This window comes from Celeribacter marinus (genome assembly GCF_965656515.1).
Classification (GTDB): Bacteria; Pseudomonadota; Alphaproteobacteria; order Rhodobacterales; family Rhodobacteraceae; genus Celeribacter; species Celeribacter marinus_D.
The window spans coordinates 4569-20311 of sequence record NZ_CBFHKW010000039.1; the positions used below are offsets into that span (position 1 = coordinate 4569).

Consider the following 15743-nt stretch of genomic DNA (forward strand, 5'->3'; position numbering starts at 1 on the left):
ACACGGACCCTATGATGTCGTGATCTTGCAAGGTGCAGTGGAAACATTGCCTGACGCAGTTCTGTCACAGGTTAAGTCTGGTGGCCGCATTGCCTGCATTTTTCTTGACGGTGCTCTTGGCATTATGAAGTTGGGCTACAATATTAACGGGGAAATCAACTGGCGCCCGTCGTTCAACGCGACCGCACCCGTTCTTTCCGGTTTCGAAGCAGAAAAAACATTCGCGCTTTAAGCAATGATCCGGTCGGTTCCGGTGCGCAAGCGTCAGGCGAGGTCAGATCAATGACGACTAAGAATACATTTAAATTGCGTGCATTCGCGGCTTTGGTCGCGGTGGGGTTCGGGTTCGCAGCGCCACTATCAGTAAGCGCCGAGTCTCTGGGCGATGCTTTGGCGTCGGCATATAAAAACTCGGGGCTTTTAGAGCAAAACCGCGCAACGCTGCGGGCAACGGACGAGGGGGTCGCTACGGCGCTCGCCAATTTACGCCCGACGATCGGATATAGCGCGGGATCTGACTACAGTTTTACCAACAAATCATGGGCGACGCAGCTTGGCTTTAACGCCTCGATGACCTTGTACACCTTTGGGAAGAACAAAGTTTCCGTTGATATTGCAAAGGAAACTGTGCTCGCAACACGCGAGGCGCTGATCAACGTCGAGCAACAAGTGCTGGCCTCGGCTGTGGCAACCTACATGAATGTGCGCGAGCAAGAGGCGTTGGTCAATCTGCGCAATAGCGCGGTGCGTCTGGCCACTCAAAACCTGCGTGCAACGCGTGACCGTTTTGAAGTTGGCGAAGTGACGCGCACGCAGGTCTCGCAATTCGAGGCGCAATTGGCCTCCGTGCGGGCGCAATTGGCGTCTGCGCAAGGGGCGCTTGCCGCCGCGCGCGAGAGCTACAAAAATCAAATGGGCCATTACCCAAGTAACTTGTCCAGCCCGCCATCGGTAAAGTTGCCGGTGAATTCCGCGGACGCCGCCGTGCGTCTCGCGCATCGCACCCATCCGGGTATCAAGGCGCTGCAACATCAGGTTGCCGCCGCTGATCTGGCCGTGGACGGGACCGAGCGCAATTTGTTTCCTGAAATCACCGCCTCTGCGGGGATCGGGGCGAACGATATAACTAGTGGCGTGAACAAATCCTTTGGTATTTCGGCCAGCGGTCCAATCTACTCGGGTGGCGCAATCTCGTCTGCCATTCGCAAAACCATTGCCCAGCGTGACAAATCGCGCGCTGAATTGCTAACTGCGACCCGCGATGTCGAAGAGGGCGTGCGCTCCAACTGGGCGATGCTCTCGGTTTTGCGTGCCTCGTTGAATGCCTCTCAGGCGTTTGTGAGTGCGCAGCGTGTGGCCTACAACGGTGTGCGCGAAGAGGCCGATTTGGGTGCGTCAACTGCCCTCGACGTTCTTGATGCCGAGCAGGATTTGCTCGATGCGCAAGTGTCAGCCATTCAGGCGCAAATCGCGTCCGAAACCCAGACCTATAATGTGCTACAATCTATGGGGCTTTTGACGGTTCAAAACCTGAACCTCAACGTGCCAGTGTATGATCCCGCTGCGTATTACAATGCGGTGAAAACCGGTCCGACATCCTATGTCAGCCCCGAAGGCGCGAAACTGGACCGCGTTTTGGAGTCGCTTGGCCGCAAGTAAGATCTGGTCTGGACGCAACGCGGTGTTCAGCAACGTGTTGTGTCCAAATACGAAGGCCGTTAGCATCCAAAGCAGCACTAACAGTGTTGCCACTTAGGGAATCGCAATGTCTGATCCGATGACAAATATGACGGAGGACGAGGATGTTTTGGCATCCATTCGTCGCCTTGTTGTCGATAGTCGGGCGGCCCGTGAACGGCTGGTGGCGGCATCTGACACGACGGGAGCGCCGGATTTGCTTTTGCTAACCTCGGATTTCCTTATCGACGCACCGTCATCGCAAGAGGGATCGGATCACCCGCACACCCCGCCGCCTCTATTGGTTTTAGGGCCACATCTGGCGGTGGTCCCGCGTGATGATGCGCCTGCGCCGCACGGTGACGATGACGCGCAAGACGTTGAAGCGAACGATGCGGCAGCAGTCGACGATGCCTCGAACGACGAGGAGAGTGACGCCGCGTGGCACACAACCCTCGATGACACGCCCAACGACGACGCGATGCAAACCGCCTTACATCTCAGTTTGGAGCAACGTATTGCGGGGCTGGAAACGGCGATTGGTGCGTCTGGTGATGAATGGGAGCCGGATGGTTCGGAGAACCTAGAGGTCGAAATCCCACATCAGTTGCCCCGTGGATTTGCCGATATTGTACTGGGCATGCGCGCCAAACCCGTGCCGCTCGAGACGCCCATTGAGACAGAGACGCCTATTGAGACAGAGGTGCATGAGGGGGATGTGGCCCGTGAGAATGACGATCTGTCGGCGCCTGAAGCGATCCATGCGCACGCGCCGCTCGTGGATGAGGACTTGCCCCACGATGATGGTCCCGTAGATGAGGCGCCCTACGATGATATTCTCGATGAGACCATGTTACGCGCTCTTGTGGCGGATGTTTTGAATGACGAACTGCGTGGGCAGCTCGGTGAGCGCATGACGCGCAACATTCGCCGTCTTGTGCGCCGCGAAGTTCAACGCGCCTTGTCGATGCGCGACATTCAATAACCGATTAGAGGTCAACCTCTTGCGCGAGTTTTAGCAACGCGTCGAGGTCCATATGAGTTTCCATATGCGCTGCCAAAGCGTCCAAGGTTGTCTCGACACCGCCCTCAAAATCACCAAGCCCCCCTGCAATCCCGAACCGCGCCAAATACGCGGCGCGAAAGGCATCAGCGGAAAAAAGCCCGTGCAGATAACAGCCCAAAATGCGGCCATCGGCACGTGCCGCGCCTTCGGGAACACCCTCGATGTCTAGCCACGCCCGCGCACAATCCGCGCCCGTTGTTCGCCCGATATGGATTTCATAGGCATGGACCGTTGCGCGACTTGCGCGATCATAGCCCGTGACTTCGGTGACGCGTTTTTCCGGCGTCATCAGGGTTTCGATGTCCAGTAGACCCAACCCCGCATGGCGTCCCGCGTGCCCCTCAATGCCATCAGGATCATCGATCCATTGCCCAAGCATCTGATATCCGCCACAAATACCAAGGACATGCCCGCCACGCCGGACATGGGCGGCCAGATCAATATCCCACCCTTGGGCGCGCAGATAGGCCAGATCGCCAATCGTCGATTTGGTGCCGGGGAGCAGCACAAGATCGGCATCACAGGGCAGGGGGCGGCCCGCCTCGACAATCTCGACCGTCACATCAGGCTCGGCGGCGAGCGGGTCCAGATCGTCAAAATTGGCGATGCGCGACAGGCGCGGCACGACAATCTTGACACGTCCATCCCCACGCGAGGCAATGTCCATCACGTCCTCGGCCGGCAAACGGTGCGCATCCGAAAACCACGGGATTGTCCCAAGGTCGATCCATCCCGTGTGCTGCGCAATCGCGCGCGCCCCATCGTCAAATAGGCTGATGTCACCGCGAAATTTGTTGACCGCAAAGGCCTTGATATGAGCGCGATCTTCGGGCGGCAAAACGGTGTGGGTGCCGACCAGTTGGGCGATGACGCCGCCACGGTCGATGTCGCCCACCAAAACCACCGGCACGCCCGCGGCCTCGGCAAAGCCCATGTTGGCAATGTCGCCCGCGCGTAGGTTGATCTCGGCGGGGCTGCCTGCGCCCTCGATGATCACAATGTCGGCGCTCGCGGCAAGGCGGTGAAAGCTTTGCAAAACCGCGGGCATCAGTGTTGATTTTGTCTTGCCGTAATCGCGGGCTTTCATCGTGGCGACCCGTTTGCCATGCACCACAACTTGTGCGCCCACATCTGTTTCGGGTTTGAGTAGGACGGGGTTCATATCGGTGTGGGGAGGGCGGCCGCATGCACGCGCTTGCAGCGCTTGGGCGCGCCCGATCTCGCCACCGTCCGATGTGACAGCGGCGTTGTTGGACATGTTTTGGGGTTTGAACGGAGCAACATTATAGCCGCGCAGAGTGAGTGCGCGCGCAATGCCCGCAACAAGCATGGACTTGCCCACATTCGAGCCTGCCCCTTGGATCATGATTGCTTTTGCCACGCCTGCATCTCCCGTTTCGTCGTTGCTATGAGTATGTCGTCACCGCCAAAGAGGGAAGAGCGCGAGGATGGGTTTGTGATCTGGGCGCGCTACGGGTCGCCACGATCCCATACATACAAAAAGACGCGCCAGCGAGCAGCTAGGCGCGTCCTTTGTCAAGAAACAGCAGCGGATACACAGGAATGCAGAGGCTTATGCAGCTTCCATTTGCTGTGCGTTGCGGCGTTCGCTTTCTTCGCGTGACAGAGCCACGGAGGTGCGAATACCTTTGGACACAAATTCCATCAGGCCGGAGACAACCCGTTCGTTGGGGTCAATACCGGCACAGGACAAAACTTCGCGGCCATCCCGAGAGCGCGCCCAACGGGCGATCTGTTCGGGGCCATTGCCGTATTTCTTGTCATCGGCGATAGCGTCATCAAGAGCAGCAAGCACAACAGCCGCGAATAGTTTTCGCGAACGTTGACCTTGCTCATAGTTAAACGCGGTGCCGTCAACAAAATCAGCCATGATATGTCCTTGTATTATTGGTCTTGAGGTGCAGACGTGTGGGGCGGTATGACAGGTCCGCACTGATTCGGATACACTTCAAATGCATAGCAGCCATGCGTTTATGGAATGTTTAGTGGATCGAGACCGCTATATCGCGCGGCTTGCGCCACGTTAGTTGACAATATATAGGGTGCGCCAAAGTTCCTTCAACCTTTGGTAAGGTTTTACCCATGCCCAAAATTAACGGTAACGAAATTCGCCCCGGAAACGTCCTTGAACATGATGGCGGTCTTTGGTCCGCCGTAAAGGTCGATCACGTCAAGCCCGGTAAGGGCGGCGCCTTCGCTCAGGTCGAGCTAAAGAACCTGCGTGACGGCCGCAAACTCAATGAACGTTTCCGCTCTGCCGACAAAGTCGAGCGCGTGCGGCTGGAGCAAAAAGATCAACAATTTCTGTTTGAAACCGACGGAATGCTGACCTTTATGGATACCGAAACGTTCGAGCAAGTCGAGCTTTCCGCCGACCTTTTGGGCGACCGTCGTCCGTTCTTACAAGACGGCATGACCGTCAAAATCGAATACCACAACGAGGAGGCGCTCAACGTCTCTGTGCCGCAAAAAGTCACCTGTCAGATCGTCGAGACCGAGCCAGTGGTAAAGGGTCAAACCGCCGCCAATTCGTTCAAACCCGCGATCCTCGATAATGGCGTCAAAGTGATGGTGCCGCCATTTGTCGGCCAAGACGAAATGATCATCGTGAACACCGAGACGATGGAATACGCCGAGCGCGCATAACAACGCGTTATCACAGTTTTGTGACAGGCCGTTCCGACACCGGAGCGGCCTTTTTCGTAAAATAACGCGGCTTAGAGCGTCACGGTGGCGCCATCGGCACTCATCGGCCCCGTTGCGCGGTCAAAGCGCAGGTAGGCAATCGCGCGCCCGCCAGATTGGGTAAACAGCACACCCGCCTCTTTGCCGCTTTCGGTCAAAATCGGCGTGCCAACGGGGGCGGAGCCCTCAATGGCCACAGATGCCAGACCTTTGCGCAATTCTGTTTTATGCTTCATGCGTGCCGTGACCTCTTGGCCGACATAACAGCCCTTTTTGAAATCCACACCGTGCAGCCGCTCAAACCCCGCCTCGAGGATATAGGTGTCGGGCGTCAATTCTATTCCGGCCTCGGGAATGCAATGCGCCACACGAATGGCGTCCCAATCGACGGCCTCGCTGTCGCGCCCGTCATAGGCCCGCCACCCAAGGGCGCTGTGGCGCGGGTCGGCAACGGCTCCGTCCGGCACCGCGCCCAATCCGCGCGATACGGTCCGTTCTGTTAGGGCAAGCGTCACATCGGAGCGCAGTTTGTACATGGTCAGTCGTTTGAGCAAAGCGTCGGCGTCAGGTGTGGCCACATCGAGCAACACCGTGTCTGCCTCACGCACAAGAAAGAAGTCGACCATGAACTTTCCTTGCGGCGTTAAAATCGCGGCATAAACCGCACCGCGTTCCAGACCGCCGATGTCGTTGGTGATCAGGCCTTGCAAGAATTTGTGGGTGTCGGAGCCGCTAAGGGCGATGATGCTACGCTCGGTCATGTGTTCGCTCTCCTATATGACGTCATATAGGGCGTTGAGAGACCAAGGTGAAGGACACGATGTGATTGTTCAACGGGACACCGCTTTTCAGCTGTATTCGGGGTGTGAAGCCGCTAGGGTTTTCGCAAATCTCACAACCGAACCGAGACCCATGCGCGCGCCAATTTCTGTGATAATCCCGACCCTGAACGCGGCACCGCATTTGGCGGAGACATTGGCGCGGATCATGGAGGGCGTGGACGCGGGCCTAGTGCGCGAATTGATCGTCTCGGATGGCGGGTCAACGGACGACATTGTCCGGCTGGCCGACATAATCGGCGCGCAGTTGGTTGTGGGGGATGCGGGGCGTGGCGCACAATTGGCGCGCGGGGCCGAGGCGGCCCAAGGCGCGTGGTTGTTGTTCGTGCATGCCGATACATGGCTACCTGAGGGGTGGAGTGCGGCCGCTCTGTCCCACTTGACGCACCCCGATCAGGCCTTGGTGTTTTCCCTGTCGTTTCGCGGTGGGGGAGGATGGGCACGGATGACGTCCCTATGGGCAAACCTGCGCACGCGGGCGTTTGGCCTGCCTTATGGGGACCAATCCTTACTCATATCGCGCGCCTTGTACGACACCGTTGGGGGCTTTGCACATATCGCGTTGATGGAGGATGTGGACATGGCCCGCCGCTTGGGACGCGCGCGGATCGTGCTTAGTCAGAGCGCCGTCCAAACAGACCCATCACGCTACCAAACGCGCGGCTGGCTGCGCCAAGGAAGCCGGAATCTTTGGCGTCTTGTGCAGTATCTTGCGGGCGCTGATCCGGCACGGCTATCTCGATCTTACGATCGGTGAGTGTCATCCCGTCAGAGTATTGCAGGCGGTATAGATCCGCATATAGACCGCCACGCGCCAATAATTCGTCATGCGTGCCCTGATCAACCACCATGCCGCGATCCATCACCACGATGCTATCGGCGTTGCGAATGGTCGACAGACGGTGCGCAATCACAAGCGTGGTCCGGCTTTTGGACAGATCTTCGAGCGCCTCTTGCACAATCTTTTCGGACTGCGCATCGAGCGCGGATGTGGCTTCGTCCAACAGCAAAATAGGACGGTCACGCAAGACCGCTCGCGCAATGGCAACCCGTTGGCGTTGCCCGCCTGACAAGGCCGATCCGCGTGTGCCCGCATTGGTATCAACCCCCGCCTCAAGGTTGCCAAGGAAGGCATCGACATGGGCGGCCTTGAGGGCTGTTTGCAAGTCGGCATCACTCGCATCAGCGCCCATCATCACGTTCTCGCGAATGCTTTCGTCGAACAACAATGCGTCTTGGGAAACGACCGAAAACAACCCGCGCAACTCTTTCAGGTCGAGTTGATTGGTCGGCGTCCCCCCGATGGTGATGGAGCCGCTTTGCGGATCTGCCAGTCGGGCCAACAGATGGAAAATCGTGGACTTGCCAGCACCGGACGCGCCGACAAGCGCCGTTGTCTGACCTGCTTTCGCGACAAAGGATGTGCCACGCAACACCGGTGCGTCTGTGTATGAAAACGCGACCGCCTCTAGGACAACGTCGGCGTCACGCGCTGGGATATCCAACTGCTTTGGCACGGGCGGCGATACAATGCTGGGGCGTTCGTTGAACACGCTGTGAACGCGGACCATGGAGGCCATGGCGATCTGCCACTGTGCCGAGACATTTCCCAACCGGCGCGCCGGATCGATCAACATCCCGACAGCCGTGAAAAACGCCATGAATTCCCCGACCGTCTTTTCACCGGAAATGATTTCGAGACCGCCAAAATAAAGCACGGATGCAAACCCGACACCGGCCACAAAGTCGATGAGAGACGGGATCGCGGATTGACCGCGCGCGGACCGGATTTCCTCGCGGGTATAGCCGTTGATCGCCTTGTTGAACCGATCGGTTTCGCGTTGTTCTGTGCCGGCAAGTTTGATCGAGGTGGTGCCGTGGTAAACTTCGTCCAAACGGTTCGAGACGAAACTGGACGCCTCACGGGCTGCGGATGAATTGCGGCGCACACGCCGTTGCAACGTTCGAATCGGAAACGCGATAAAGGGCACGGCGACCAGTGCCAAAAGCGTCCATTGCCAATCCATTGTGGCCGCGACGATCAACAAAGACGTCAGGCCAATCACATCGCGCACGAGGCTGCGCATGATGGTGCCCCATTGATCGGACGCCGATTGGCAATCGCCGCGCGTGCGCTCCAATAGAACGCCGGGTGGGTATTTGTGAAAAAACGCGCCGTCCAATGTTAAAACATGCGCCAAGAGATCGCCTTGCAGGTGGGCCGCCGATCTGACCCGCACCATCGTCATTAAGACACGGTTTGCGTAACCTGATAGGGCGCGAATGGCGAATACGCTCAAAATCGCCAGGGCGGTCCACGCAATGCGACTTGTATCCGCCGCCACCAAAACGTCATCAAACATCGGCTTGATCAAATAGCTGATCAGGCCAAGCATCGCGCCTTCGACAACCATGAAAAAGAATGCCGCACCAAGTTTTTTGGATTGCGGGCGCAGGTACGTGCCGAAAAACCAGCGCAACAAGTCGCCGGATTGCGGGTTTGGCGTATTGGCATCTGCGCTCATGAAAACTCCGTCACGGATTTGAGGCACAAAAGTAGCACCTGTGTTGAACGGGTTTACCGCCTCGTGCGCCCCGCTTCAAGCGGTGCAGGTCTGTGCCTGCGCATCCGTGTCGCGTGGGGTGTGGAATTGACGTGTCGTTTCGGGAGGGGTACGCACGTCAGGTGTGATTTTTATCCTGTCACACGACAGTGTTTTCGACACCCCATCAAAAAGGTCACTGCCCCATGTCGCTCGCCAATGGTCGTCACTATCTCGCTATTCCCGGTCCTTCGGTCATTCCCGATCCCGTTCTTCAGGCTATGCACCGCCCCGCGCCAAATATTTATACGGGCGAGCTGGTCGATATCACGCATGGCCTCGTGCCCGACCTGAAAACAATTGCGGGCACCTCGGGCCACATGGCGATGTATATTTCCAACGGGCATGGCCTGTGGGAGGCGTCTTTGACCAATATGGTGTCGCGTGGCGATAAGGTTCTGGTCTGTCTGACGGGTAATTTTGGTGTGGGTTGGGCGGATGTCGCCACGCGTTTGGGCCTTGAGGTCGAGACCCTTGATTTTGGCAAACATGCGCCCGTTGATCCGGCACAGCTTGAGGCCGCGTTGCGCGCCGATACCACCCACGCGATTAAGGCGGTTATGACCGTGCATGTCGATACCGCGACCTCCGTGCGCAACGACATTGCCGCCATGCGCAAGGCCATCGACGCCGCGGGTCATCCCGCCGTATTCGCGGTGGATTGTATCGCCTCGCTTGGCTGTGATCGCTTTGAGATGGACGCATGGGGCGTCGATGTCATGATTGCCGCCAGTCAAAAAGGTCTGATGACGCCTCCGGGCATGGGGTTTGTCTGGTTCTCGGACAAGGCGTTTTCAGAGGGCAAAACCGCCAATCTGCGCACGCCCTATTGGGATTGGACCACGCGCGCCGAGCCGTTTCACCTCTATGAATATTTCGATGGCACACCGCCCACCCACCATATTTACGGGCTGCGCCAAGCAGTTGATATGATCCTCGATGAGGGGCTTGAAAACGTTTGGGCGCGTCATGCCACCCTTGCGGGGGCCTATTGGGCGGCGATTGATCAATGGGGATCGGATGGCGCATTGCGGTTCAACATCACCGACCCTTCGCATCGCTCGCACGCGGTCACGACACTCAATTTGGGCAATGGCGATGGGACACGCTTGCGCGACTGGTTGACCGAAAACCTCGGTATTACATTGGGCATTTCATTGGGGTTCGGCGCAATTGGATCGGATGAATCCCACGGCTATTTCCGGATCGGCCACATGGGCCACATCAATGCGCATATGGTCCTTGGCATCGTTGGCGCGATCGAGACTTCGTTCACCGCACTCGATATTCCACACGGCATAGGCGGGTCTGTTGCTGCCTCGTCCTTCTTGTCGCAAATCGGCGCTCAGGCCCGTGTCGCACCCGCTGATAAAACGTGCGGTTGCTGAGTTAGGCGATGTCGCCGAGCGCCAATGGCAAGCGCTCGGCAAACACATCAATCTCGTGGGGCAAGCCGACAGATACCCGAATACAGCGATCGAGGGGGGCAATCGCGGGCATGCGCACAAACACACCACGCGTGGCCAATGCGGCCAAAAGCGCACGGGCATAATCCCCGTTGCGCCCACAGTCCATCGTGACAAAATTCGTAGCCGAGGGCAGGGGCGTCAATCCGTTGTCTTGTGCGATTTGTGCAAGTTGCGCGCGACCCGCCGCGATCTTTTGCACGGTCTGCGTCAAATAATCCGCATCGCCAAGGGCCGCCACAGCCCCCGCAAGCGCCACACGGTTCACGCCAAAATGATTGCGGACCTTGTCAAAGCTACGCGTGATGCTCGGGTGTGAAATGCCATAGGCAACGCGCGCGCCCGCCATTCCGTAAGCTTTTGAAAATGTACGAAAACGGATCACGCGTTTGTCGCTTGGGTCCAAGGGTGGCCGCGTGTCTGCCGGCGCAAATTCGGTGTAAGCTTCGTCGAGGACCAATAGGCACCCGTCAGGCACAGCCGCTATCATATCTTGCACGGTTTGCGCGGTATGCACCGATCCCATCGGATTGTTCGGATTGGACAGGTATACCAGTTTTGCGCCCACCTCGCGCGCCTTGGCAATTAATGCCTCGGGGTCTTCGAAATAGTCTTTGTAGGGGACCGTGTGCAGCACTCCGCCAAAGCCCGCAACATGGTAGTTGAAGGTGGGGTATGACCCTGCGCAGGTCACAACTGGATCGCCCGATGCCACATAGAGCCGCACCAAATTGCCGAGCAAACCGTCGATGCCCTCGCCCACGGTAAAGCACGCGCCATCCACCGCGTAATGCGCGCTCAGCGCGTCAATGAGTGGCGCGTTGTCGGGAATGCCGTATTTCCAAATCGCACCCACTTCGGCCTGCATGGCCGCCACCGCCGCAGGTGAGGGGCCAAACGACAATTCATTGGCCCCAAGGCGCGCCTCAAATGGGGCGCCGCGTGCACTCTCCATCGCCTCGGGGGCAACAAATGGCACGGTGGCGGCAAGGGTTTGGGCGAGCACCGTTTGGCGCGGATCGGGTGTAAGAACTGTCATGACAACTGGATGACGTGTTTGCGCGTCCGCTGCAAGTCCACGTGGCCCGCGCCATTGAAAAAGCCCCGCCCGTGAGGGCGAGGCGTCATATCAGTTGGAACAGGCGCGCAGGCGATTAGCCGATTTCGGCCAAACGGGCGAGTGCCGCTTTGATTTTGCCCTCTTCCTCTTCGCGCGCGGCGAGGTTTTCGGTGGCTTCGGCCACAACCTCGTCGGGTGCGGAGGCCACGAATTTGGGGTTGTTCAAGCGCCCGCGCAATCCCCCAAGCTCTTTGGTCAATTTGCCCAGAACCTTCTCCAGACGGGCTTTTTCTTCAGCGATATCAATCACACCGGCCAAGGGCAGCGCAAACGTGCCGCCCGCCACGGAAATGGTGATCGACCCTTTAGGCATTGCGCCCTCGGTGAGCGTGTCGATACGCGCCAGTTTCAGGATGAGCGCCTCGTTGTTGGCCCATGCGGTTTTCCCCGCGGCGTCCAATTCCACCTGAACCATAGGGATTTTCAGACCCGCAGGGACGTGGACTTCGGCGCGGCTGGAGCGGATGCTCTCGATGAGATCAATCACCCAGTTCATTTCGCGGTCGGCCTCGGCGTCGATCAATTCCGCGCCGTAAGTCGGCCAGTCGGACACGGCCAATAGATCGCGATCTGATTTGATGTTGGACCACAGTTCCTCGGTGATGAACGGCATGATCGGGTGCAACATGGTCAGTGCTTGGTCTAGAACCCACCCCATCGTTTGGCGCGTTTCGGCCAGTGTTGCGTCGTCCCCATCGTAGAACAGCGGCTTGGCCAACTCGACGTACCAGTCACAGAATTTGCCCCACACAAAGGCATAAAGCGCGTTTGCGGCATCGTTGAATCGGTAGTCGTCGAACGCCTGATCCACTGTGGCGCGGACCTTGGCGGTTTCGCCGATGATCCATTTGTTCACCGTGGCGGTGGGCGCGGGCATCACGGCGGGATCGTAGTTCTCAAATACCTCGTTCATCTCGGCAAACCGCGCCGCGTTCCAGATTTTGGTGGTGAAGTTGCGATAGCCCTTGATGCGGTCCTCGGACAGTTTGAGCACACCGCCAATCGAGGCCATCGACGCATTGGTAAAGCGCAGCGCATCCGCCCCGTATTCGTCAATGATCTCCAACGGATCAATGACGTTGCCGGTGGTTTTGGACATTTTCTTGCCCTTTTCGTCGCGCACGAGTTGGTGCAGGTAGACGGTGTGGAACGGAACCTCGTCCACCACTGCCAGTTGCATCATCATCATCCGCGCAACCCAGAAAAACAGGATGTCCTGACCCGTCACGAGCACATCCGTGGAGAAATATTTCGAGGTGCTTTCATCCCACTCGGGCCACCCGAGCGTGCCAATCGGCCAAAGGCCCGACGAGAACCACGTGTCCAAAACATCGGGGTCGCGATTCAGTATTACGCGTTCAGGACGTTTTGAGCCGTTGCCTTCAATTGTAAATGCGAAGCCTGGCAAAGTTCCGTCTTGAATTTCAATTCGGAGTTCTTTGCCATAATATGCTTTAGCTTGTTCCAGAACCTCTTCGGCAGAGTTGGCACAGAATAGTTTGTTTGCGTTCTTATAGAATTCCACGGCACCAAAAGTGTCCTCGGGAAGGCTTTCGAAGTCTTCAATGCTAGGCCCATACCAAACCGGAATCTGATGCCCCCACCACAATTGACGCGATATGCACCATGGTTCGATGTTTTCAAGCCAGTGGAAATACACTTTTTCGCCGCTCTCGGGCATGATTTTGGTGCGCCCATCCCGCACAGCGTCAAGCGCGGGACCGACGATTTTCTCGGCGTCCACATACCACTGATCGGTCAACATCGGCTCGATCACGACCTTTGAGCGGTCGCCAAACGGCTGCATGATCGGCTTGTCCTCAACGTATGGGACAACCTCGGACACCTCGGTCTCGGTGCCCTCATCGTCTTTGACGGTGCGTGTGACGGTGGTCATAACGGCCAGACCTTCGGCGTTGATCTGATCGATCACCGCTTTGCGGGCCTCAAAACGGTCCATGCCGCGTAGCGCATCGGGGACGAGGTTGATGGTGTCGACCTCGTTCTCGGTGAACGGCTTGCCCGCGGCAATCTCGGCGGCCAAAACTGCGCTGTCGGCGTGTGACAACCCGTCCTCACGCAGCGCGCCGCGCGTGTCCATGAGACGGTACAGCGGCAGGTTGGCGCGTTTGGCCACTTGGTAGTCGTTGAAATCATGCGCACCGGTGATTTTCACCGCACCAGACCCGAAGGCCATATCTGGGTATTCATCGGTGATAATCGGGATCAGACGGCGGTGCTCTTTTGGACCCACCGGAATTTCGCACAGCGTGCCGACAATCGGGGCATAGCGTGCGTCATCGGGATGCACGGCGACCGCGCCGTCCCCCAACATTGTCTCGGGCCGCGTGGTGGCGATGGCGATATAGTCGCGCTCCTCGGAGAGGACCACATTGCCGTCTTCGTCCTTCTCGACGTAGGTGTAGGTGGCACCACCGGCGAGCGGGTATTTGAAATGCCACATGTGACCAGGGGTCTCGATGTTCTCCACTTCGAGATCGGAGATCGCCGTCTCGAAATGCGGGTCCCAGTTCACAAGGCGCTTGCCGCGATAGATCAGACCCTTGGCGTGCATTTCCACGAACACTTTGATCACGGCATCGTGGAAATTACCCTCTTCGCCTGCGGGGGCGTTCGGCGCACCCGACATGGTAAAGGCGTTGCGGCTCCAGTCACATGACGAACCGAGGCGTTTGAGTTGGTTGATAATGGTCGCGCCGTACTGGCCTTTCCACTCCCAAACCTTCTCTAAAAATTCGGGGCGGGTGAAATCCGTGCGCTTTTGACCCGACTTGGCCAATTCTTTTTCGACCATCAACTGGGTCGCGATCCCTGCGTGATCCTGACCGGGTTGCCACAGCGTGTCAAAGCCGCGCATGCGGTGCCAACGCACCAGAATATCCTGAATTGTGTTGTTAAATGCGTGACCTACGTGCAACGCGCCCGTCACGTTGGGCGGCGGAATCATGACGGTAAACGTCTCCTCGCGGCTCGCATGTGCGCCCGCCTTAAAGGCGCCTGCGGCCTCCCAAGCGTCATAAATACGCTGTTCGGCTTCATTTGCGTCAAAAGTCTTTTCCATCGCCATCGTTCTTACCGCCTGCACGTCGTTCATTGATCCCGCGTTGTTTACCGCGCGTGGACCTCGAGGGAAAGGGCGAAACCTGCACGCAATGTGGGCTTAGCTGCGCTAAATCGCCGTCAAAAATGGGCGGGCACGATCAGGGCGGCGTTAGATGGAACGGTCAAATTTCGTCGAGAGGTGAATCAGGCTTTCAATGTCATGAACGCTGCTAATCGCGCTGATCTGTTCGAGTGTGGTGTCGATCTCTTCGGTGGATTCGCACGCAAGCTCGGCAATTAAATCAACGCGCCCCGTGGCGGTCGCCACCATGACGACCTCGGGAATCGCCTTGAGTTTCACCACTACGGACGCGGTTGTACGGGCCTCGCATTCAATGAGCACGGTGGCCCGCACACGGCGCGCCAAAATCACATCGCCAAGCTTGATCGTGTAGCCCGCGATTGTACCGTTCGTCTCCATTTTCTCCAATCGGGCTTGGACGGTAGAGCGCGCCACTTTGAACCGGCGCGCCAGTCGCGACACGGAGGTGGAGCTGTCAACGGCGAGCGCCGAGAGAATCTTTTGGTCGAGATCGTCCATTGATGTGGTCCTTTGGTGTGCAGGTTTGCCTATGATTTGAGCGGCTCACATGGGCTGACGTAATGTCATCTAGCAATTTAACCACACAAACATACAAACTGTCCACCATTCCGCACGTTTCAACTCTTTTGATCGTCAAATTTAGCACGCATACAGCGATGACTGTTTCAGGACCAATGGACGGTCGCACGGCACCTCAAACGGTGCTCGCGCGGTCCCGCACCAGGCCTGGTTGAGGCGTAGACCCCACTGTTCAAAACGAGCAACGGGGAGCGCTTAAGGATAACCGCGTAAGCGCAATCCCAACCGGTTCTCCCGGGTAAGAGAGTGGCTGCGCCTTGTTGGTGAAGGATACGCTGATGGGGCTCTCGAACAATATCTGGGCATCGCCCGCTGACTACCTGCGCAACCATGCTCCCGAGCATCCGGTTCTGTTTTTCTCGCCCGAAATCCTTCAGGCCAATGCGCATCGTTTCTTGTCCGGCTTTCCGGGTTTTGTGACCTACGCGGTCAAGGCAAACCCAGATGAGGCCGTGCTCCAGAACCTCGTGAACGCAGGTATCTGCGGTTTTGACGTGGCTTCGCCCGTTGAAATCGACACG

The 15743-nt window shown here is 57.8% G+C and carries 11 protein-coding genes and 3 pseudogenes; 7 read left to right on the forward strand and 7 right to left on the reverse strand.

From position 1 onward, the window contains the following. The 3 genes and pseudogenes from ACTG34_RS09575 to ACTG34_RS09585 all read left to right on the forward strand — a co-directional run. Positions 1–232 (forward strand): annotated as a pseudogene (locus tag ACTG34_RS09575) (protein-L-isoaspartate O-methyltransferase); the annotation flags it as partial. Between the two features lie 50 nt (positions 233–282). Continuing rightward, positions 283–1659, forward strand: coding sequence for a TolC family outer membrane protein (locus tag ACTG34_RS09580; RefSeq protein WP_439104707.1), 1377 nt, complete (start codon positions 283–285; stop codon positions 1657–1659). Between the two features lie 106 nt (positions 1660–1765). After that, complete coding sequence (locus tag ACTG34_RS09585; RefSeq protein ID WP_439104708.1) at positions 1766–2662, forward strand: hypothetical protein; 897 nt, start codon at positions 1766–1768, stop codon at positions 2660–2662. A gap of 4 nt (positions 2663–2666) precedes the next feature. Here the strand turns inward: ACTG34_RS09585 and ACTG34_RS09590 are convergent, their stop codons facing one another. After that, a complete protein-coding gene (locus tag ACTG34_RS09590; RefSeq protein ID WP_439104709.1) occupies positions 2667–4124 on the reverse strand; it encodes a cobyric acid synthase in 1458 nt (485 codons plus the stop codon). Positions 4125–4316: 192 nt separating this feature from the next. Continuing rightward, positions 4317–4634: a DUF6280 family protein gene (locus ACTG34_RS09595; protein ID WP_062219544.1), complete on the reverse strand. Its 318-nt coding sequence runs from the start codon at positions 4632–4634 to the stop codon at positions 4317–4319. Between the two features lie 212 nt (positions 4635–4846). Between ACTG34_RS09595 and efp the strand changes: the two genes are divergently transcribed. Next, entirely contained in the window at positions 4847–5410 is a 564-nt protein-coding gene (efp, locus tag ACTG34_RS09600) for an elongation factor P (RefSeq protein ID WP_439104710.1), read from the forward strand. Between the two features lie 71 nt (positions 5411–5481). Here efp and ygfZ read toward each other — a convergent pair whose 3' ends face one another. Then, complete coding sequence (gene ygfZ / locus ACTG34_RS09605) at positions 5482–6210, reverse strand: CAF17-like 4Fe-4S cluster assembly/insertion protein YgfZ (RefSeq protein ID WP_439104711.1); 729 nt, start codon at positions 6208–6210, stop codon at positions 5482–5484. A gap of 151 nt (positions 6211–6361) precedes the next feature. Between ygfZ and ACTG34_RS09610 the strand changes: the two are divergent. Then, a pseudogene (locus tag ACTG34_RS09610) lies at positions 6362–6976 on the forward strand (TIGR04283 family arsenosugar biosynthesis glycosyltransferase); the annotation flags it as partial. On the opposite strand, the gene ACTG34_RS09615 reads toward ACTG34_RS09610, so the two are convergent. Beyond that, positions 6903–8813, reverse strand: a complete 1911-nt coding sequence (locus ACTG34_RS09615; protein WP_439104712.1) for an ABC transporter ATP-binding protein — start codon at positions 8811–8813, stop codon at positions 6903–6905. The pseudogene ACTG34_RS09610 and the gene ACTG34_RS09615 overlap by 74 nt on opposite strands. A gap of 224 nt (positions 8814–9037) precedes the next feature. Here ACTG34_RS09615 and ACTG34_RS09620 point away from each other — a divergent pair, with 224 nt between their 5' ends. Then, complete coding sequence (locus ACTG34_RS09620; protein ID WP_439104713.1) at positions 9038–10279, forward strand: pyridoxal-phosphate-dependent aminotransferase family protein; 1242 nt, start codon at positions 9038–9040, stop codon at positions 10277–10279. Position 10280: 1 nt separating this feature from the next. On the opposite strand, the gene ACTG34_RS09625 is transcribed toward ACTG34_RS09620, so the two are convergent. The 3 genes from ACTG34_RS09625 to ACTG34_RS09635 all read right to left on the reverse strand — a co-directional run bounded on the left by ACTG34_RS09625 (position 10281) and on the right by ACTG34_RS09635 (position 15141). Beyond that, positions 10281–11396, reverse strand: coding sequence for a pyridoxal phosphate-dependent aminotransferase (locus ACTG34_RS09625; RefSeq protein WP_439104714.1), 1116 nt, complete (start codon positions 11394–11396; stop codon positions 10281–10283). Between the two features lie 115 nt (positions 11397–11511). Continuing rightward, a complete protein-coding gene (locus tag ACTG34_RS09630) occupies positions 11512–14565 on the reverse strand; it encodes a valine--tRNA ligase (RefSeq protein ID WP_439104718.1) in 3054 nt (1017 codons plus the stop codon). 144 nt (positions 14566–14709) lie between these two features. After that, entirely contained in the window at positions 14710–15141 is a 432-nt protein-coding gene (locus tag ACTG34_RS09635; RefSeq protein ID WP_062219532.1) for an Lrp/AsnC family transcriptional regulator, read from the reverse strand. A 359-nt stretch (positions 15142–15500) separates the two neighbouring features. Here ACTG34_RS09635 and ACTG34_RS09640 point away from each other — a divergent pair. Continuing rightward, positions 15501–15743: pseudogene (locus tag ACTG34_RS09640) on the forward strand (type III PLP-dependent enzyme); the annotation flags it as partial.